The sequence below is a fragment of the Microbulbifer sp. ABM4_008 genome (assembly GCF_056311705.1).
Genome location: NZ_CM149970.1, coordinates 1117168 through 1137020, shown reverse-complemented (window position 1 = coordinate 1137020; position 19853 = coordinate 1117168). Strand labels below are relative to the sequence as shown.

At 53.2% G+C, this 19853-nt stretch carries 17 protein-coding genes; 8 read left to right on the top strand and 9 right to left on the bottom strand.

Annotated elements, in window-relative coordinates:
- Positions 1–100: 100 nt before the first annotated feature.
- On the bottom strand, positions 101–1024 hold the full coding sequence (gene prmB, locus ACYX4J_RS04930) for a 50S ribosomal protein L3 N(5)-glutamine methyltransferase (RefSeq protein ID WP_476177997.1): 924 nt from the start codon (positions 1022–1024) through the stop codon (positions 101–103).
- 341 nt (positions 1025–1365) lie between these two features.
- On the opposite strand from prmB, the gene folE reads away from it, so the two are divergent.
- Both folE and ACYX4J_RS04920 read left to right on the top strand, forming a co-directional pair.
- The gene (folE, locus tag ACYX4J_RS04925; protein WP_282933775.1) at positions 1366–1908 is read left to right on the top strand and encodes a GTP cyclohydrolase I FolE; all 543 of its coding nucleotides are present in this window, start codon (positions 1366–1368) and stop codon (positions 1906–1908) included.
- 54 nt (positions 1909–1962) lie between these two features.
- Positions 1963–2307 carry a 5-carboxymethyl-2-hydroxymuconate Delta-isomerase gene (locus ACYX4J_RS04920; RefSeq protein WP_282933776.1) on the top strand — a complete coding sequence of 115 codons (345 nt, stop codon included), beginning with the start codon at positions 1963–1965 and terminating at the stop codon, positions 2305–2307.
- Here ACYX4J_RS04920 and ACYX4J_RS04915 read toward each other — a convergent pair.
- The 7 genes from ACYX4J_RS04915 to ACYX4J_RS04885 all read right to left on the bottom strand — a co-directional run bounded on the left by ACYX4J_RS04915 (position 2304) and on the right by ACYX4J_RS04885 (position 9723).
- On the bottom strand, positions 2304–3236 hold the full coding sequence (locus tag ACYX4J_RS04915; protein WP_476177996.1) for an alpha/beta fold hydrolase: 933 nt from the start codon (positions 3234–3236) through the stop codon (positions 2304–2306). The genes ACYX4J_RS04920 and ACYX4J_RS04915 overlap by 4 nt on opposite strands.
- Before the next feature lie 68 nt (positions 3237–3304).
- Entirely contained in the window at positions 3305–3757 is a 453-nt protein-coding gene (gene sixA, locus ACYX4J_RS04910; RefSeq protein ID WP_444896453.1) for a phosphohistidine phosphatase SixA, read from the bottom strand.
- Positions 3758–3882: 125 nt separating this feature from the next.
- Entirely contained in the window at positions 3883–4365 is a 483-nt protein-coding gene (locus ACYX4J_RS04905) for a DUF4389 domain-containing protein (protein ID WP_282933779.1), read from the bottom strand.
- Between the two features lie 13 nt (positions 4366–4378).
- On the bottom strand, positions 4379–5410 hold the full coding sequence (locus tag ACYX4J_RS04900; RefSeq protein WP_413662953.1) for an NAD(P)H-dependent glycerol-3-phosphate dehydrogenase: 1032 nt from the start codon (positions 5408–5410) through the stop codon (positions 4379–4381).
- Between the two features lie 246 nt (positions 5411–5656).
- Complete coding sequence (gene htpG / locus ACYX4J_RS04895) at positions 5657–7576, bottom strand: molecular chaperone HtpG (RefSeq protein WP_444914444.1); 1920 nt, start codon at positions 7574–7576, stop codon at positions 5657–5659.
- Between the two features lie 100 nt (positions 7577–7676).
- Positions 7677–8879: a serine hydrolase domain-containing protein gene (locus ACYX4J_RS04890; protein ID WP_413662955.1), complete on the bottom strand. Its 1203-nt coding sequence runs from the start codon at positions 8877–8879 to the stop codon at positions 7677–7679.
- 241 nt (positions 8880–9120) lie between these two features.
- The gene (locus ACYX4J_RS04885) at positions 9121–9723 is read right to left on the bottom strand and encodes a peroxiredoxin (RefSeq protein WP_143730920.1); all 603 of its coding nucleotides are present in this window, start codon (positions 9721–9723) and stop codon (positions 9121–9123) included.
- Between the two features lie 314 nt (positions 9724–10037).
- Between ACYX4J_RS04885 and ACYX4J_RS04880 the strand changes: the two genes are divergently transcribed.
- From ACYX4J_RS04880 to bfr, 3 genes are all read left to right on the top strand, one after another.
- Complete coding sequence (locus ACYX4J_RS04880; RefSeq protein ID WP_413662956.1) at positions 10038–10268, top strand: bacterioferritin-associated ferredoxin; 231 nt, start codon at positions 10038–10040, stop codon at positions 10266–10268.
- A gap of 570 nt (positions 10269–10838) precedes the next feature.
- A complete protein-coding gene (locus ACYX4J_RS04875) occupies positions 10839–12158 on the top strand; it encodes a DUF2254 domain-containing protein (RefSeq protein ID WP_476177995.1) in 1320 nt (439 codons plus the stop codon).
- 305 nt (positions 12159–12463) lie between these two features.
- On the top strand, positions 12464–12955 hold the full coding sequence (gene bfr / locus ACYX4J_RS04870) for a bacterioferritin (protein ID WP_020412720.1): 492 nt from the start codon (positions 12464–12466) through the stop codon (positions 12953–12955).
- A 117-nt stretch (positions 12956–13072) separates the two neighbouring features.
- Here the strand turns inward: bfr and grxD are convergent, their stop codons facing one another.
- Positions 13073–13405 carry a Grx4 family monothiol glutaredoxin gene (grxD, locus tag ACYX4J_RS04865; protein WP_282933784.1) on the bottom strand — a complete coding sequence of 111 codons (333 nt, stop codon included), beginning with the start codon at positions 13403–13405 and terminating at the stop codon, positions 13073–13075.
- 316 nt (positions 13406–13721) lie between these two features.
- Here grxD and ACYX4J_RS04860 point away from each other — a divergent pair, with 316 nt between their 5' ends.
- The 3 genes from ACYX4J_RS04860 (at position 13722) to ACYX4J_RS04850 (ending at position 19590) form a co-directional block, all read left to right on the top strand.
- Entirely contained in the window at positions 13722–14906 is a 1185-nt protein-coding gene (locus ACYX4J_RS04860) for an acetylornithine transaminase (RefSeq protein ID WP_444896447.1), read from the top strand.
- 22 nt (positions 14907–14928) lie between these two features.
- The gene (gene argF / locus ACYX4J_RS04855) at positions 14929–15843 is read left to right on the top strand and encodes an ornithine carbamoyltransferase (RefSeq protein ID WP_476177994.1); all 915 of its coding nucleotides are present in this window, start codon (positions 14929–14931) and stop codon (positions 15841–15843) included.
- An 807-nt stretch (positions 15844–16650) separates the two neighbouring features.
- The gene (locus ACYX4J_RS04850) at positions 16651–19590 is read left to right on the top strand and encodes a ribonucleoside-diphosphate reductase subunit alpha (RefSeq protein ID WP_444914448.1); all 2940 of its coding nucleotides are present in this window, start codon (positions 16651–16653) and stop codon (positions 19588–19590) included.
- Positions 19591–19853: the final 263 nt, after the last annotated feature.

Here is a 19853-nt window from a genome sequence, read left to right as displayed (position 1 = left end):
CCGCCCCAGTGCGCAGACTGGGGCAAAAAGCACAAGTGTCCGCAGAACCGGGCTTGTGCCCATAACCCGGCAACCGAGATTGCCGGGGAGGCAAAAGGAATTATTCCTTTTCGAAGTAGGGTTGGTAGGCGAGCAGTTCTTCCCGGCTGATGGCAAAAACACCGTGCCCACCACCCTCAAACTCGGGCCACATAAACGGCACCTCCGGGAAGGCTTTTTCCAGGGCTTCCCAGCTATTGCCCACTTCGCAGATCAACAGGCCGTCGGGCTGTAAGTGGTTGGCAGCCTCGCGCAGCAGTCGGCGGGTAAAATCGAGACCGTCATCGCCAGAGCCCAGGGCTATATCCGGCTCAGCGTGGTATTCCTCAGGCATTTCGGCCAGATCGCGGGCATCGACATAGGGCGGGTTGCACACGATCAACTCGTAACTCATACCGTGCAGGCCGGAAAATAGGTCCGACTGCACTGCGCGCACACGTTCGTTCAACTCGTGACGATTGATATTGATCTGTGCAACTTCGATCGCGTCCTCGGAAATATCGCTCACATCGACACGCGCTTCCGGGAAGGCCTCGGCACAGGCGATACCGATACAACCGCTACCACAACAGAGGTCCAGAATCGCCAGGGGCTCAACATTGAGCCAGGGCTGGAAGTTGTGGCGAATCATCTCGCCAATCGGTGAACGGGGTACCAGTACCCGCTCATCCACATAAAATGTCATATCGCAGAAATGCGCTTCCTTGGTCAGGTACGCCGCCGGTATCCGCTCGCTAAAGCGCCGCTCCAGGATAGTGAGTACGTCGCGGCGCTCCTCCATGGTCAAACGGGCCTGGAGTATCTCCGGCTTACTATAAGGGGGGAGATGCAGGGCGTGGGTTACCAGTAAAACGGCCTCGTCCCAGGCGTTGTCGGTGCCATGGCCGTAGTAGAGGTCGGCCTCATTGAATCGGCTGGTCCCCCAGCGGATATAGTCCAAAACCGTGGTCAGTTCGTGGAGGCTTGTTTCACGCCTTTCTATCATCAATCTATCCTTAAGTGCTTTGTATCTCGTCGGGGCCCACTGTCACTAGCGGGTGTCCTCTGTTGTTGCTGCAGAGGGGCCAATCAATGCCCGGGGAGTGTAGTTTGCTCACACCAAATAAGCGACGAGTAAGGTTAAGTGGCCATTTTACAGCTGCTACCTAAAGGCCCTAAGCCATTTTTCCGCCCAACTTCCTCTGCCCTGCTAACAAAACAGCCTTCGCCAGTGGTCGTCAAATAACAGCTAACAGGCTCCTGGGGCCGCGTGGATCTTTACTCTCGGGTTACAAACGCTTAGGGTAGCGCACCCGCCCTTCGGGCTGAGATGTTGGAAAGAGCAGCATGAACGAACATTACGCGCGAATTATTGAAGCAATCGGCGAAGATCCGCAACGCCCTGGGCTCAAAGACACCCCGGAGCGCGCCGCCAAAGCCATGGAATACCTGACCCGCGGCTATAAACAGACCGTGGAAGATGTAGTCAACGACGCGCTCTTCCCGTCCGACTGCAGCGAAATGGTGTTGGTTAAGGATATCGAACTCTACTCCCTGTGTGAGCACCACCTGCTGCCGTTTATCGGCCGCGCCCACGTAGCCTATATTCCCAATGGCAAGGTCGTTGGCCTGTCCAAGGTAGCACGCATTGTGGATATGTTTGCGCGCCGCCTGCAGATCCAGGAGCAGCTGACCGTAGAGATCGCCGAGACCCTGCAAAACGTTACCGGTGCTGCCGGTGTCGGCGTGATCATCGAAGCCAAGCATATGTGCATGATGATGCGCGGTGTGGAAAAACAGAACTCTGTGATGAAGACTTCGGCTATGCTCGGTACTTTCCGCAGCAACCAGGCCACCCGCAACGAGTTCCTCTCCCTGCTGCGCCAGTAAACGCCACAGGTACCCAGCGGCCGCCAGGGCCGCTTTGACCGAGGAGTGACCGCTATGCCTCACCTGATCATAGAGTATGCGAAAAATCTGGAAGAGAAGATTTCTGTCGCTGCACTGGTCAGCTCGGCTCAGGAGGCGATGCACCGTTCCGGTTTGTTCGCCTCCCACAATATCAAGACTCGCGCCAAGTCCTACGATCAGTTTATTGCTGGGGACAATGGCAACAGCTTTATCCACGCAGAGATCCGCTTGCTTGAAGGGCGCTCTACGCGGGAAAGGGAGGCATTGAGCTCGGCTGTTTTTAACAGCCTGTGCCAATTTGCCGAAGGAGTTCCCGCAGTCTCGGTAGAGGTGCGGGAGATGGATGCCAGCTGCTATTCCAAACGGGTTCCCTTCTAAGCGGTTTCACCGTGCAAGAAAGGCCCAAACCACTCTGCAATCGCCCGGGCACCGCTCTCCTCCAGGTGTAAGTGGTGGCTTCCGGGAATCTCACGTGCCTCAATACCCGGAAACTCTTGCAGTACAGGGCGCAGGCGCTTGAGCATATCTGCGATACCATCTTCAGCGAGAACCAGCTGCACCGGCATCTTCAATCGGGATAAGTAAGCTTTAATCTGTGGCTCATTGAGCTTGGCTGTGGAAGCCGCCATCAGCCGGGGGTCATTACTCCACATATAACCTCCCTCCACTTCCCGGGTGCCTCGCTCGGTCAATACCTGCGCAGCCCACTCAGTTAGCGGAAACATACCATTCTTGCGCGCTTCGACAGCCTCTTCGAAGGTACCGTAAACCCGCAGCTTGCGCGTGCCGTAACGGGCTCTCTGGGCAATAGCTTTGGCCAGGTTCTCCGGAGCCTTTTCATCTTCGGTGGAGGGAGGTACCAGGCCATCGATCAGTGCCAAGCGCTTTACCCGATCGGGAAAAGCACCAGCGGTTATCACCCCTGCGATAGCACCTCGGGAGTGCGCCACAATGGAGAACTTGCGCCAGCCCAGCGCGTGTACCGCCCCCAAAATATCTTCCGCCTCTTCCCAGATGTTGTAGTTGGCATCGAGTGAGCGGTGATAGCTGCGTCCGTGGCCCGGCATATCTATCGCTACCAGATTAATTCCGCTGAGCAGGGGAGCCAGCCGACTGAAGGTGGCACAGTTATCCAACCAGCCGTGAAGAGCAATTACCGGCTCTCCCTCTGGATCGCCCCACTGGCGTGCAGCAATCGACTTGTGATCAAACTCAAGGGTGATTTCACGGGGAGTGATTTGATTTATCGCCAAAGTGATATCCACCGGATAGTGACTAAAAACAGGTGGTGAAATGGTGCGGCCCACCAACAACATCCGCAATGACAGTTGTGATCAGCGCAATAGGGATTTACTGGCAGACACAACTGGAAAAATTACTCTGCGTGCTGCAACCACTCCAGGTCAGCGCAGCCATTAGCCCATACATCCGCACTAACGCAGGCGAGGCTGGAAGTGCCCATCGGGTGCTCGTTACCGCTGCCACAGAGGCCATTGAGCAGGCTGCCGACCAGAGGCTGGTGACTAACCAGCAGAAGCGGAAAGGTATCCTGGGTTTGCAAATGATCGAGCAGTTGCTGTGGGTAAGTATTGCCGATGAGCAGCGGTTCGGTAATAACGGGCAACCCCAACTGGGCGGCAGCAATCTCAGCGGTTTCCTGGGTGCGTACAAATGGGCTGGCCCAAATTGCCTTTACCGCCGCCAGTTCCTCGGCGCGCTTTTTACAAACCTGTGCAACCTGCCTGCGCCCGCGCTCTGTCAGGGCTCTTTCTGCATCATTGGCGAGCATGGGCTCGGCTTTACCGTGACGCAAAATAAACAGCTGCATGGGGCTTCCTCAAGGGTAGGTTGTGACTTTGTTGATATCTGCGGGAATATTCACAGGGAGGGCAGCAGATATTTATCCGGTGCCCACGGATAAGGCACCGGATAAATTAGCGATAGGAAAAGCGATCAGTTCTTGTCGACAGGTTTGTCGGCGTCGTCGGCACTTTCCTCAACCAGCTCGGGCTTTTCGCTGCTCTCAGGCTCGGAGCTACCCAGGATAATGGCATCCTCGGCTTCGTCTTCAGCCTTGTCCTTTTCACGCTTTACTTCTGTAGAAACCACTTCTGCAGAAACATCTTCGGCGCCCTCGTAACCGGACAAATCCTCTACTTCAGATTCAGGCCACTCGGCAAACGGAAAAGGTTTTTCGTCGGAGTTGTAGATCAGGAACTGGATCGCCTGGTACACATAGGAGGCGAGCTGATCGCCAAAGCGACGCAGATTATCGTTGGATTTCCCGCTGATAATCGAAAACAGGAATTGCAGTATCACTACCGCCATCAGTAACCACGCGGCAACCTGAAGGCACACTGCAAACAGCACCATATAGATAAGGCGCACCCACTGGTTGCCGGAAGTAAGATTGCGCTTTAGATCGTCATTTTTCATATGAGGCTTCCATTTAAGGCTTGGCCGAGTAGGCCACATCAAAAGTTTGTGCGCCCGACATCAAATTGCGAATCACCTCAGGAATCGGCCGCTGTTCAAATAATATGGCGTGAATCGCGGAAACCAAGGGCATGTAGACACCCATTTCGTCGGCTTTCTGTTTAATCAGACGAACCGTATTCACACCTTCGGCCACCTGACCGATTTCTGCGACAGCCTGATCGAGCGGCTTGCCTTTACCGACCATATACCCCACCCGATAATTTCGACTGAGATCTGAGGAACAGGTCAGAATCAAGTCGCCGACACCGGCGAGGCCGATAAACGTCATAGGATCGGCACCCATCGCTTCGGCAAAGCGCATCATTTCTGCCAGGGAACGGGTGATCAATAAACTGATGGTATTTTGCCCGCGCTCCAGTGCCGCAGCCATACCAGTGATGATCGCGTAGATATTTTTTAGCGCACCGGCAAGCTCTACTCCAAACACATCGCTACTGGAATAAACCCGGAAAGTCTCCGAGTGCAGTGCCGATTGAATCGCTTTACAAAGTGCCTCGTCTTCACTGGCCACCACCGTTGCAGTGTAGTGCCCCGCAACAATTTCTTTTGCAAAATTTGGTCCGCTCAAGACCCCGACACGCATGTCGGTGGTTTCCTCGCGCAGGATATCGCTCATTAAGTGGAAGTTGTCGTGCTCGATTCCCTTAGTGGTGGAGATCAGCATGGTGCCCGGCGCCAACAAAGGGGCTACTTTTTTTACCACCTCGCGAAAGGATTTACTGGGTATCGCGACAAAAACGATACTGCAACCATCGACCGCTTGCTCCAGGTCGCTGGTAAGCTGTAATTCCGGATGCAGGGGCACGCCGGGCAGGTATTTATGGTTTTCTCGAGTATCGCGACACTCAGCCGCCGTCTCCGCGTTGCGCATCCACTGGCGGGTGTCGTGGCCGTTACCCGCCACAATGTTAGCAATCGCGGTTCCGAAACTGCCGCCGCCCAATACGGCAATAGCGAGGGGGTTGGAAGTTTCTTTTTGCATTGTCACACCGATAAAGCTTCTTATAAGACTTGCGGATTATAGAGGCATGACCCGCTGAGCCCAATGGGGTCAATTTGTTTTAAACTTCTGCCAATTGTGCGAAACGGCACAGTAAATAGCAAAAACGGCCCTCTGCCTTGACCAACCGATAAAACACCGTTCGATCCGGCAGGGGCCGCTTCTGGGACCAGCAAAGTCTAAAACAACTCCACTGGCCGTCGCTTAGCACCAATCAATAGCGCTGACTTAGCCGTGCATTTCCAGCAACAGCGTGTTCAGGCGGCGCACATAATCCGCCGGGTCCGCCAACTGGTTACCGGCAGCCAGATTAGCCTGGTCCATCAGGATATTGGTGAGATCCGCAAAGCGATCTTCATCCGCTTCCTGGTCCAGACGCTGTACCAGTGGGTGGGACGGATTGATTTCAAAGATCGGCTTGGCATCTGGCAGGGCCTGGCCGGCCTGTTCCAGGATGCGGCGCATTTGCGGGCCCATATCCTGTTCGCTCACCACCAGACACGCTGGGGAGTCCACCAGGCGAGTGGTTGCGCGTACGGATTCAACGCGACCTTCCAGAACTTCCTGTACCCGCTCAACCAGGGCACCGGACTCCTGCTCAACTTTTTCGCGCTCAGCCTTGTCCTCATCGCTCTCGGCTTCACCCAGATCCAGCGCACCTTTGGCCACGTCTTGGAACTGCTTGCCGTCGAACTCGTTCATATGGCCCACGAACCACTCGTCCACCTGATCGGTGAGCAGCAGCACTTCGATACCCTTCTTGCGGAATACTTCCAGGTAGGGGCTGGACTTGGCCGTAGCGAAGTTGTCGGCACACACGTAGTAGATCGCCTTTTGGCCATCCTTCATGCGACCCACATAGTCTTCCAGGGATTGATCCTGCTTCTCGGTATCGGTATGGGTGCTGGCGAAGCGCAGCAGCTTGGCAATTTTCTCTTTGTTGGAGAAATCTTCAGCCGGACCTTCTTTCAATACATTGCCGAACAGATCCCAGAACTTCTGGTATTCATCGCCATCTTTCTTCGCCAATTTATCCAGCATATCCAGAACACGCTTGGTCAGTGCGCTCTTGATCGCATCAGTATTGCGATCTTTTTGCAGGATTTCACGGGATACGTTCAGCGGCAGATCGTTGGAGTCCAGAACACCTTTCACGAAACGCAAGTACAGCGGCAGGAACTGCTCCGCATCGTCCATGATAAAAGTGCGCTGCACATACAGCTTGAGGCCGCGAGCGGCATCGCGCTGGTACAGATCAAACGGTGCGCGCGCAGGGATGTAAAGCAGGCTGGTGTAATCCTGTTTGCCCTCTACGCGGTTGTGGCTCCAGGTTAAGGGATCGTCGAAATCGTGGGAGATATGCTTGTAGAACTCCTTGTACTCCTCAGATTTCACATCGGAGCGGGGACGAGTCCACAGGGCCTGGGCAGCGTTTACTGCTTCAAACTCAGGCGCCTTCTCTTCTTTCGGCTCTTCGCCCTCTTCCGCCGCCGGCATTTCCTCTTTCAACATCTCCACCGGAATGGCGATGTGATCGGAGTACTTTTTAATGATGGAGCGCAGGCGCCAGTTATCGGCAAACTCTTTCGCTTCTTCTTTCAGGTGCAGAACCACCCGGGTGCCACGCTGGGGCCATTCAACAGTCTCTACGGAGTATTCCGCTTCACCGTGACACTCCCAGTGCACACCCTGGTCGGAATTCAAACCGGCGCGACGAGTGAATACGTCCACTTTGTCAGCGACGATAAAGGCGGAGTAAAAGCCCACACCGAACTGGCCGATCAGGTGCGCATCTTTTTTCTGGTCTCCGGTCAGCTGCTGCATAAATGCAGAGGTGCCGGAGCGGGCGATAGTACCGAGGTTTTCGATAACTTCATCGCGGCTCATACCAATACCATTATCGGTAATGGTGAGCGTTCCCTCTTCCTTGTCAAACTCGATGCGAATACGCAGGTCTGCATCTTCGCCCAGTAATTCGGGCTTGGACAGCGATTCAAAACGCAGCTTATCGGCGGCATCAGAAGCGTTGGATACCAGCTCGCGCAGGAAAATCTCCTTATTGGAGTAGAGCGAGTGGATCATCAGGTGCAGTAGCTGCTTGGCTTCCGTCTGGAATCCATGGCTCTCTTTTTGGGCCTCAACGGTCATCTATTCGGTCTCCCCGTAAACGTCAATCGGAACAGGGAGCAAATATTGGGATCAGCCAACAGGTTTCAAGGGGGGAAGGACAATCACTTACCAGTGGAGATCAGCGATCTCCACTGGTTTGAGCGGTAGCGAGATTACCTTTGCCGGTAATATCGATCACGAAATTGGCAGTGAGATCTGAGATCACACGGGACTCCGCATTCATCAGGATGGCAATACCCACTTTCAACTTTTCCGAATAGGCCACCGCCGCACGGAAGCCCGCAACCCAACCGCCGTGATAAATAATGCGGTCATCACCGATGGTGTAGAGGCGCCAGCCCAAGCCGTAGCCTGCATGAGACAGGTAGTCTCTCCAGATACGATGGCGCATATGGCGCTGGGTAGCGACTCGCTCTGTAGTCATATCGGCGATCACTTCCGGTGACAGTACCTTCGGGTAGTAGCCCATCTGGGCTTTCAGCCACTGGGCCATATCAGAGATACTGGCATTCACTCCCGCCGCCGGTGCAGCAAAGTAGTATTCCTTCTCCACTTTCACTGGGCGCCAACCACTACCAGTCTGGATATGGGGTGCCGCACGGTTGTCGGAGGCCATAAAGCTCTCCCAGCCAACCGATGCATTCTGCATTTTCAGCGGGACAAAAATTCTCTTCTTAAGCTGGCTGGCAAAGGAAACCCCGGTCGCCTCAAAAATCACATCCTCAATAAGGCTGAACAACACATTCTGGTAGCCGTAGCATTTTCCCGGCGTGCAGCGCGGATCGATATTGGCAAACTTGGGCAATATCTTGCTGAGAGGCTTGTTGTCCTCAAGGTAGTTGTCGTAGGCGTTGGGGGTCAGGCCCGAGGAATGGCTGAGCAGGTGCTCCACCTGAAGCTGGCGAGACAGCGAGGGCGTCTTAAAGCTCAGGTCCGGCACATAGTTGACCACCTTGTCATCCCATTTGAAGCGATCTTCATGCTCCAACATAGTGGCCATACTGGCAGCGAAGGTCTTGGATACCGAGGCCAGACGGAACACCGTGTCCTGATCCACCTTGCCGGATTTACCCCTGACCCTGACGCCATAGGTATCCATCGCGACCACCCGGTTGCCATCCACGATGACATAGGCGCCGCCGGGTATAGATTTACCCGCCATCATCTGTTTGAAGTATCGGCCAAACTGTTTGGCCCTGTCGTCTATATCAGCCGCTTGCGCAGGCAGGGACAGACTCCCCAGAATCACCAGGAAGAGAAAAAAACGTGCCATAGAGGCGCGCATGACGTAGACGATATTTGAAAGAATTGCAGGTCTCATAAGCAAATCGAGCCGCCAAAGCAATCCGGTAGTTGCAGATAAGACTAGCAGCCAGCGGGCAAAAACTCTATTTAGGCGCCACGCAGGACTGACTGCTGAATTCTAGTCTGCACTTTTCTCCGGCGCGGGGACGGCCATGCCAATCAGCGCAGGTCAGCGCAACAAGGCTTGTACAAACAAAAAAACCGCCTTGCGGCGGTTCTTCTTTTTGGGGTCCGGAGACCCCAGCGCAAAAAGCGTCTTACAGCTTCTCAGCGTTCTCGCTCAGGTAAGCCGCTACACCTTCCGGAGAAGCGTTCATACCTTTGTCGCCTTCCTGCCAGCCGGCGGGGCAAACTTCACCGTGCTCCTGGTGGAACGCCAGAGCGTCAACCATGCGCAGCATTTCGTCAACGTTACGGCCCAGCGGCAGATCGTTAACTACCTGGTGACGTACATTGCCTTCTTCGTCGATCAGGAAGGAACCGCGGAAAGCAACACCAGCGTCAGCTTCTACGTCGTACGCCTGGCAGATTTCGTGCTTAACGTCTGCAACCAGGGTGTACTTAACCGGGCCGATACCACCGTCGTTGACGGAGGTGTTACGCCATGCGTTGTGAGAGAACTGGGAATCGATGGATACACCGATTACCTCAACACCGCGCTTTTCAAACTCAGCGAAACGGTGGTCGAAAGCGATCAGCTCAGAAGGACATACGAAGGTGAAGTCCAGCGGGTAGAAGAAAACTACAGCCTTCTTACCTTTGATTGCTTCTTTCAGGTTAAAAGTATCGACGATCTCGCCGTTACCCAATACCGCTGCAGCGGTGAAATCCGGAGCCGGCTTGCCTACCAGAACTGCCATGAAAACCTCCTCAATCCAATGATGGGTTGTTGATGATACGTAGAGTGTTCAATTTATGAGCAACAGCTATAAATCGAATGGGAATTAATAGTGGGCCGCTATGATACACACCCACTTATTTCAGGCCCATAAATTTTTTAAATCAGGCTGATAGCAGAACGGCTATGCGTGAACTAACACCCAAAATAGGATGACCTACCCGCAAAAATGTACAAATAGCAAACAAAGAGGGTAAAATGCGACCATTCCGGAATCTTATTGACACTCATTCTCAATTGCAATAGGATTCCTACCTGACTACTATTGAGTAAGAGTTGAACAGAGCCACCGCCATGTATGTATGTATTTGTAAGGGCATAACTGACCGCCAGATTAAAGAGGCGATCTATGATGGCTCCACTTCGGTGAAGGCGTTGAGACGCCAGCTGGGCGTTTCTTCTCAATGTGGACGCTGTGCCGAGCAGACCAAGGAGATCATCGATGAGACCATGAGCGGTGGGATGGTATCCTCTGCCAACAACGGCCTCTTCTACTCCGCCAGCTGATTTTGGCTTTTGACCTGCGATCGTGTCCCTGGCGATCGCCTCCCCTCTTCTTATATCTCAGCTTCCACTCAACACCTGCTAGTTGAGTCAGGCTCTTCCCTTTAACGGCTTAGCGCGGTTCAACTGAAATTCAAAAATGGTGCCTCAGTTTTCCCTGCTACACACAAAAACGATTGTATTTAGATATAGCAATATTCCTGATCCATACATTTTTGTACCGCCCACTGACAACAACAAGTGCAGTGAACTGAACCAGAAATATGTATTTGTAAGTTCTTAGCAGACCGCCAGACCAAAGAGATAATCTATGGTGGTGCTATCTCAGTAAGGGCCTTGGGGCACCAGTTGGCGGTCTCATCCCTGTGCGGGAGGCCGAATAAACGAATGAGCTTATCGAATAGACCATGAGCGGGAGTATGGTCTACTCAGCTAACTACCGCCGATTCTACTTCACAAGCTGACCCCGAATCCCGGCTACCACAATCTATAACCACTAAGTTACCTTCCCGAATGCTCCCTCTAAAGCTCATAGACTAAGCTGATAGCACGCTGGCGTGCCTTTCTCCATCTATGAAGCAGTATCTTATACACCTCTATGAACGCCTCCACTCCAGTTTCTGGAGCGTCCCGCTGATTATGATCCTAGCGGCGCTAGCGCTCTGCGCCCTTACCGTTCACCTGGACACAGCACTTCCTGCTCCTCCCTTTTTATTCCGGGGCAGTTTGCAGTGGTTTAATTTGGGTAATATCGAAAATGCTCGAGCCCTTTTGTCAGTCATTGCTGGCTCCACTATCACGGTAGCCGGAACGGTATTCTCAATAACAATGGTTGCCCTCTCCCTCGCCTCTAATCAATTCGGCCCCCATTTGATCAGAAATTTTATCCGGGACCGAGCGACCCAGATATCCCTCGGGATTTTCCTGGCGACCTATGTCTATGCCATTGTCACTATGCGTTCGATTGGCACAGCGGAAAACGAAATAGCTAACTATGGCATTAGCGTGCTCACGGCTTTGGTGCTGACTTTAATCAGTGTTATCTACCTTATTTACTTTATTCACAATGTCGCACAGTCAATTCAGGTCGATAACATTACCCACCGTATTAATCTCGAGTTTCAGCAGGCGATAGAGCGTGAATATCCAGATTGCCATGAATCTACGAACAAAAAAGTATTCGATACTAAACGCCTGGACCTCGGCTCAAGTTGGATCGACATCCCCACCCCAAAGGGCGGTTATGTCCAATTTATCGATAAGCAAAGAATTACTCGCACAACCCAGAATTTCCAATGCTGCCTAAAGCTGAACTGCCACCCGGGAAGCTACCTGCATCACTGGGAGATGATCGGCCAGGTTTATCCGGCAAATAACCCAGAAAGAGTAATTCCTGCAATTCAGTCTGCAATACAGATCGGCACCCAGCCAACGGCAGAACAAGATGTGGTCTTTTCTATCCAGCAGCTTTCACAAATTGCTGTGCGAGCTTTATCTCCAGGCATTAATGACCCATTTACTGCTTATTCCTGCGTTGATCGCCTGATTGAGGGGCTTGGTACTGTATTATATCGACCTGAGCCCGCAAATTGTTTTACTGACTCATCGGGGGAATTGCGAATAATTTGCAGTAAGCTTGAGTTTTCTCAACTGCTCCAAGCTTCTCTCGACGAAATTGTCGAACACGGCAGATCAAGTAGTGTATTTATGTGCCATTTACTCAACGCACTAGAAACACTTGTTGAGGTTTGCCATAGGAAAACAGATAAACAGGCATTAAAGGACTATTTAAAGCGCCTGAATGACGATAACTCAGTTTTTATAAAAAGCAAAATCGATCAACAAATCATTAATGACAAATTAGTTTTTATTAGAGAAAAACTAAAAAGCTGAAATATAGTCCTGCAACCTAAATGAGAATTATTTTCGTTGCTATTTTCGGCTAAATTTGCGTTAAAACCCTTGTTTTTTCTGCATTCTACAAGAAAAATTTTTCCTTGACTTGCCGCAAATCGCAACGCAAACTCGGCCCCGATTGCAGCTGAAACCCTAAAATAAAATTAGGTAAATCAGGCAGCCGCAGACTTTAGTGACTAATAAACTTTAGTAGCTAAAAATATCAACTAATCTCTAGCGACTAACAAATAGGAACTCTCTGCAAACCTAATTGAGTTGGCAGGGCTTCAGGAGCACAGGCTATGAAAGGCGACCCCAAGGTAATTGAGCATTTAAACAAAGTACTGGGTAATGAACTGGTAGCTATTAACCAGTATTTCCTACACGCCCGCATGTATGACAACTGGGGTTTAAAAGAGCTGGGCAAACAGGAATATCACGAATCCATTGATGAAATGAAGCACGCCGATTGGCTGATCGAGCGCATTCTTTTCCTCGAAGGTATTCCCAACCTGCAGCACCTGGGCAAACTTCTGATCGGCGAAAATACCGAAGAGATGCTCAAGTGCGACCTGAAAATTGAATCCAAGGCCATTCCCGACTTGCGTGAAGCCATCGCCTATTGCGAGTCCGTTCGGGATTACGGCAGTCGTGAATTGCTGGAGAAAATCCTCGAGTCTGAGGAAGAGCATGTAGATTGGCTGGAAACCCAGCTGGAGCTGATCGACAAAGTTGGCATTCAAAACTACCTGCAAACTCAAATGGAAACTGCAGCCGGCCACTCTGGCAAGTAGCTTAAGTCCTCTCACAGGCATAAAAAAACCGCAGCTTCCGCTGCGGTTTTTTTGTTTCTACAGTATGCAGTATGCCTACCATCTATAGCAGCAGACATATTGGAGCAAAAGCGGAAATTAATCCTCGCCTTCGCTCTCCGCTGATGCCTCATCAATCAAGGTTTTCAGCTCACCGTTCTCATGCATTTCCATAATGATGTCACAGCCACCGATCAGCTCGCCCTTAACCCACAGCTGGGGGAAGGTCGGCCAGTTCGCATACTTAGGCAGCTCAGCGCGAATATCTGGGTTAGCCAGAATATCAACGTAGGCAAAGCGCTTACCGCAAGCCATCATCGCCTGGGAGGCCCGCATGGAAAAGCCGCACTGGGGGGCATTAGGGCTACCTTTCATATAAAGCAGAATGGTGTTATCAGCGATCTGCTGCTTGATGTTCTCCAGTGTATCCATAAGCGTGAAAAACCTCAGGTGGTCGAAGCAAAAAGTAAGTGTACAGGCACCATACCATCATCTGATATAGCGCGCCGGCATCCATTGTACCCCAGTGGGGCCGGCAATAAGTACACCATCCCCTCGATGAAAGCAAAAACCGCAGATCTACAACACCGGATACCATGTTGAAAATTCAGCCAGCCAGATAGCACACAGCTTATAAAGGCTGTGTTACCATTGCCCAATCAATATAAAGTGCAGATTAAAAAGCTTAAACAGAATTTTCTGCGGAAAATAAATAGTCCAAATAGTCAATATTTAAGGAGATGCCCCGGTGGCCACCCCGACACTCATGCAAAACTATGGCGATCGAACCCTCACACTGGTTCGGGGTGAAGGCAATTATGTATGGGATGATCAGGGCCGACGATACCTGGATGCAATCTCTGGAATCGCCGTCTGCGGCCTTGGCCACTGCCACCCCAAAGTGACCCTGGCCCTGCACGAGCAGATTCGGACCCTGTTACATGTATCCAATCTCTACAATATCCCTGCGCAGGAGAAACTGGCAGACAAGCTGGTACAGCTATCCGGCATGGACAATGTGTTTTTCTCCAATTCTGGAGCTGAGGCCAATGAAGCAGCGATTAAATTAGCGCGGCGGCTAGGCAATAGCCGCAACATTGAGACCCCTCAAATATTGGTAATGGAAAGCGCTTTCCACGGCCGCACCCTGGCTACCCTGACAGCAACCGGCAATGAAAAAATCCAAGAGGGCTTCGGTCCTCTGCCCGAGGGTTTTTTGCGTGTGCCGTTTAACGATACCGCAGCCATCGAAAAGCTCGCAGGTGAGCGCAACGATATTGTCGCAGTGCTGGTTGAGCCGGTTCAGGGAGAGGGCGGTGTACGCGTGCCCACTTCCAACTACCTGGGGCAATTGCGCGAAATCTGCGATCAACATAACTGGCTCCTGATGCTGGATGAAGTGCAAACCGGAAACGGCCGCAGCGGCAAAATGTTTGCCTACCAGCATGCGGACATATTGCCCGACGTGGTGACCACTGCCAAAGGACTGGGTAACGGTGTCCCCATCGGAGCCTGCCTGGCCAGGGGAGTTGCCGCACAATTATTTTCTGCGGGCACCCACGGCTCCACTTTCGGCGGCAACCCTCTAGCCTGCAGTGCCGCACTGGCTGTAATCGATACGCTGGAAAGTGAATGGCTGTTAGAGCGCGCCGAGGCATTGGGGCAACGCCTGCAGCACCAACTCAAACAGCAGTTATCCGATTGCGACCAGGTCAAAGAGGTGCGGGGCTTGGGGCTGATGATCGGAATAGAATTGCAGCAGCCCTGTGCCAAACTGGTGGACATAGCCCGCGAGCGCGGATTGCTGATCAATGTTACCGCCGGCAATGTAGTGCGCCTGCTCCCCCCACTCACACTCAGCGACGACGAGTGCCATCAATTGGCAAACGATGTCAGCTCACTGATTCACCAGTTTGCACTGCAAGCAGTCTGATGCAAAAAAAGGAGAACAGCTTATGGCGATCAGACATTTTCTCACCCTGACAGACTTGTCTTCGGAAGAGCTCAAGCAAATTATTGAGCGCGCGATCGAACTCAAAACACTGCGCACTCAAGGAATAAATACTGACCTTTTTCGCGGCAAAGTGCTGGGGATGATTTTTGAAAAATCCTCTACTCGTACCCGCGTTTCATTTGAGGCCGGTATGGCACAGATGGGAGGCAGCGCCCTCTTCCTATCTCCCCGCGATACTCAGTTAGGCCGCGGGGAGCCCGTTGAAGACAGCGCCCGAGTAATTTCCAGCATGGTGGATATGGTGATGATTCGCACCTTTGGCCACCAGGTACTGGAGCGCTTCTCAGAATATTCAAAGGTACCGGTGATTAATGCCCTCTCCGACAGCTACCACCCCTGCCAGCTGCTCGCAGATATCCAAACCTTTGTGGAGCACCGCGGCAGCCCTGAGGGCAAGGTGGTCGCCTGGGTCGGCGATGGCAACAATATGTGCCACTCCTATATTAATGCTGCCCGCCTGTGCAATTTTGAGCTGCGTATAGCCTGCCCGCCCGGCTACGAGCCCAACGCCAATATCCTCGCTTCGGCAAGTGATCGGGTCACCGTAGTACACGATCCGGTGGAGGCTGTTAAAGGGGCCGATTGGGTGGCCACCGATGTGTGGGCTTCCATGGGACAGGAAACTGAACAACAGATCCGCCTGAAAGCCTTCGAGAACTTCCTGGTGGACCACGAGCTGATGGGCCACGCCAATAGCGATGCCATCTTTATGCACTGCTTGCCCGCCCACCGTGGAGAGGAGGTGAGTGCCGAACTTTTAGAGGATGGCAACATCTCGGTGGTATGGGATGAGGCTGAAAACCGCCTTCACGCGCAAAAAGCCCTGATGGAATTCCTCCAAGACCACAGTCGCTAACCCCTGAAAGGGTACAGCCACTCCTACGGTTGTACCCTGCTACCTGTACCCACTCTCCCGCGCCTTTCCTCCCGACAACGTATAAAAGATGCGATTGGCGACAAAAAATCCAAGAGATCGCTAAATTTAGCAATCGGCGCCAACGACTAATTTACAGACAGCCAAGATGTCAGGATTAAATAAGCGTCAGTAAATTGAGCAATTGAGTACCACTTTGCTCAAAGAGCAGCCATTTGCAAATGGTTATTGCCGTTGTTAATTTACAGCGCTCTAGCTATTAAAAAAAATTGTAAGACACTGTACCCAGCGTTCTTTCCCGGCACCCACTCCTTTGCAGCCCAGGGCTGGCGGGCTCTGCCGCGAAAGTGGCTACTGACTCAGCACCTCTACCCACAATTTATCCACAAACAACTACATAGTTATTCGCCTTGAACTGACCCGCCTACCGCATTATCTTGTAGCGCACTCGAGGCCGACCCCCTATATATTGGGGTAGAGGCTCAAGAGCACCCCCATTATGTGGGGCAAATTCCGGCGCACCACCACACTTTTTGGCGGTGGGCGTCAGGCGCTGCTTTTTTCAAAGCAGAATCAGAGGTAAGCGGGCGGAATGGAATTTCCGCCACAGGCAGCAGCTGGCAAACCTTTTCAGATAGCCGGTGACAAGCCGCCTGTTTCCAGTGTCCACAGCTGTGGATAAACACTGGCAAAGCGAAGGACACGCTCCGCCATGCCACACAGTCATGTGGCCACCGTTCTTTTGAACGCACGCGGACAGACAACAGAACAAACCTTTCGGAGATTTACATGCACACAGAGACAGGGCGCTCTCAAGCCGTGCCTGCGGAAAAATCAGGCACCTCCAGCGACCAGGCGACTGGCGGCACGACTCTGGCCGCTACTGCACCGGGCCAGATCCGCGTAATCAAGCGCAATGGCACCGTTGTACCCTACGACGACAGCAAAATCGCCGTCGCCGTCACTAAAGCCTTCCTCGCTGTTGAAGGCGGCACCGCCGCTGCTTCCAGCCGTGTCCACGAGCAAGTTGAAGAACTGGTCAGCCAGATCAGTGCCACTTTCAAACGCCGCATGCCCTCTGGCGGCACTATCCACATTGAAGAGATCCAGGACCAGGTAGAACTGGCCCTGATGCGCGCCGGTGAACAAAAGGTTGCCCGCGACTACGTACTCTACCGCGAAGAACACGCCCGCCTGCGCGCAGAGAAAGAAAAAACTGCTCAAATTGCCGAGCAAGCCGTCGATGCCCACCCCAGCATCCGTGTAAAGCAGGACGATGGCAGCCTTGCACCTCTGGATATGGAGCGCCTGCGCACCGTTGTCAAAGAAGCCTGTGAAGGCCTCAAAGATGTCGACAGCGCGGCAATTCTTAACGAAGCCCTGAAAAACCTGTACGACGGTGTTTCCGAAAACGATATCAACACCGCGCTGGTAATCACTGCGCGCACCTTGGTTGAGCAGGAGCCCAATTACACCTTCGCTACCGCCAGCCTGCTGCTGGACAAGCTGCGCTCCGAAGCTCTGCGCTTCCTCGGTGTTGCCGAGCGCGCCACTCAGCACGAGATGGAAAAGCTGTACGCCTCTACCCTGCCCACTTACGTGAAAAAGGGTATCGAGCTGGACCTGCTGGACCCTGCACTGGCCACCTTCGACCTGGAAAAACTCGGCGAAGCTCTGAAAGGCGAGCGCGATCACCAGTTCACTTATCTGGGCCTGCAAACTCTGTACGACCGCTACTTCCTGCACAGCGACGATATTCGTTTCGAGCTGCCGCAGATCTTCTTTATGCGTGTCGCCATGGGCCTCAGCATTAATGAAGAGAACAAAAACGAGCGCGCGGTAGAGTTCTACAACCTGTTGAGCTCTTTCGACTACATGAGTTCCACCCCGACCCTGTTCAACGCCGGCACCCTGCGCCCGCAGCTGTCCTCCTGCTACCTGACCACGGTACCGGACGACCTGCACGGCATTTACGGCGCGATCCGCGATAACGCCATGCTGTCCAAGTGGGCAGGCGGTCTCGGCAATGACTGGACGCCGGTGCGCTCCCTGGGTTCCTATATCAAAGGCACCAACGGCAAGTCCCAAGGTGTTGTGCCCTTCCTGAAAGTGGCCAATGACACCGCAGTAGCCGTCAACCAGGGCGGTAAGCGCAAAGGCGCTGTCTGTGCCTACCTGGAAACCTGGCACCTGGATATCGAGGAATTCCTAGAGCTGCGCAAAAACACTGGTGACGACCGCCGCCGCACCCACGATATGAACACCGCCAACTGGGTCCCCGACCTGTTTATGAAGCGCGTGTTCGAAGATAAAGAGTGGACCCTGTTCTCCCCGGCCGATTGCCCGGACCTGCACGATCTGTTCGGCACCGCATTCGAAGAGCGCTACAACCACTACGAGCAACTGGCTGCCGAAGGCAAGCTGCGTCTGTTCAAGAAGATCCGCGCACTAGACCTTTGGCGCAAGATGCTGGGCATGCTGTTCGAAACCGGCCACCCCTGGATCACCTTTAAAGACAGCTGCAACCTGCGCAGCCCGCAGCAACACGCCGGTGTGGTTCACAGCTCCAACCTGTGCACCGAGATCACTCTCAACACCAAGGCCGACGACGAAATCGCCGTGTGTAACCTGGGCTCCGTCAACCTGGCTCAACACATTGGTGAGAACGGTGAACTCGACCGCACCAAGCTGGCCAATACCGTAAAAACTGCGGTGCGTATGCTCGATAACGTTATCGACATCAACTACTACGCAGTTGAAAGTGCACGTCAGTCCAACATGCGTCACCGCCCTGTGGGCATGGGCCTGATGGGCTTCCAGGACGCACTGTACAAAGCCGGCATCGCCTACGCCAGCGATGAAGCCGTCGCCTTTGCCGACAACACCATGGAAGCGATCAGCTTCGAAGCCATCTCCGCTTCCAGCGACCTGGCTGCCGAGCGCGGCAAGTACCAGACCTACGAAGGCTCCCTGTGGAGCAAAGGTGTTCTGCCGCTGGATTCCATCCAGATCCTGGCTGAACAGCGCGGCCAGCAGTTTATCGAACAGGACACCAGCTCCACGCTGGACTGGGACGGCCTGCGCGAGAAAGTCAAAGCCCAAGGTATGCGCAACTCCAACGTGATGGCGATCGCTCCTACTGCGACCATTGCCAATATCACCGGGGTTTCCCAGTCGATCGAACCGACCTACCAAAACCTGTATGTGAAGTCGAACCTGTCCGGCGAATTCACCGTAGTAAACCCCTACCTGGTACACGATCTGAAAGATCGCGGCCTATGGGATCAGGTCATGGTTAACGACCTGAAATACTATGAAGGTTCTGTACAGAAAATCGATCGCGTACCGGAAGACCTGAAAGCAAAATACCGCACCGCGTTTGAAGTGGAGCCGCGCTGGATCGTGGACGCTGCCAGCCGTCGCCAGAAGTGGATCGACCAGGCCCAGTCCCTGAACCTGTATATTGCCGGCGCCGACGGCAAGAAGCTGGACCTGACCTATCGCATGGCTTGGTTCCGCGGCCTGAAAACCACTTACTACCTGCGCGCACTGGCTGCCACTACCACAGAGAAATCTACGGTAAATAGCGGCACCCTGAACGCGGTAAGTGCACACGGCGGTAGCAATGGAATGGCTGCGGCAGCACCTGCTGAACAAGCTGCACCCGCACCGGCCGCAGTGCCTCAGGCCTGCTCACTGGACGACCCGGATTGCGAGGCCTGCCAGTAAAATTTAAGCCCCTTTTTTATAGGGGCTGCACTGACTCTCGGGGGAGAGCGTCGTAACCGCAAGTGCGGGCATGACCATGCGCAGCGACCCCGGTCCACCCATTATTTTAATAGTGGGTAATACCATAGGGACCGGGGATCGGCTGCGGCTTATTTCCCGAGAAAACCCAGTGCAATTGCCAGCGAAAATTCAGTGCAAATAAATGCACAAAAGCGCAGCAAAAATTGATCTGGCACAGGATTTTCTGTGCCCAGGCGAGTTAA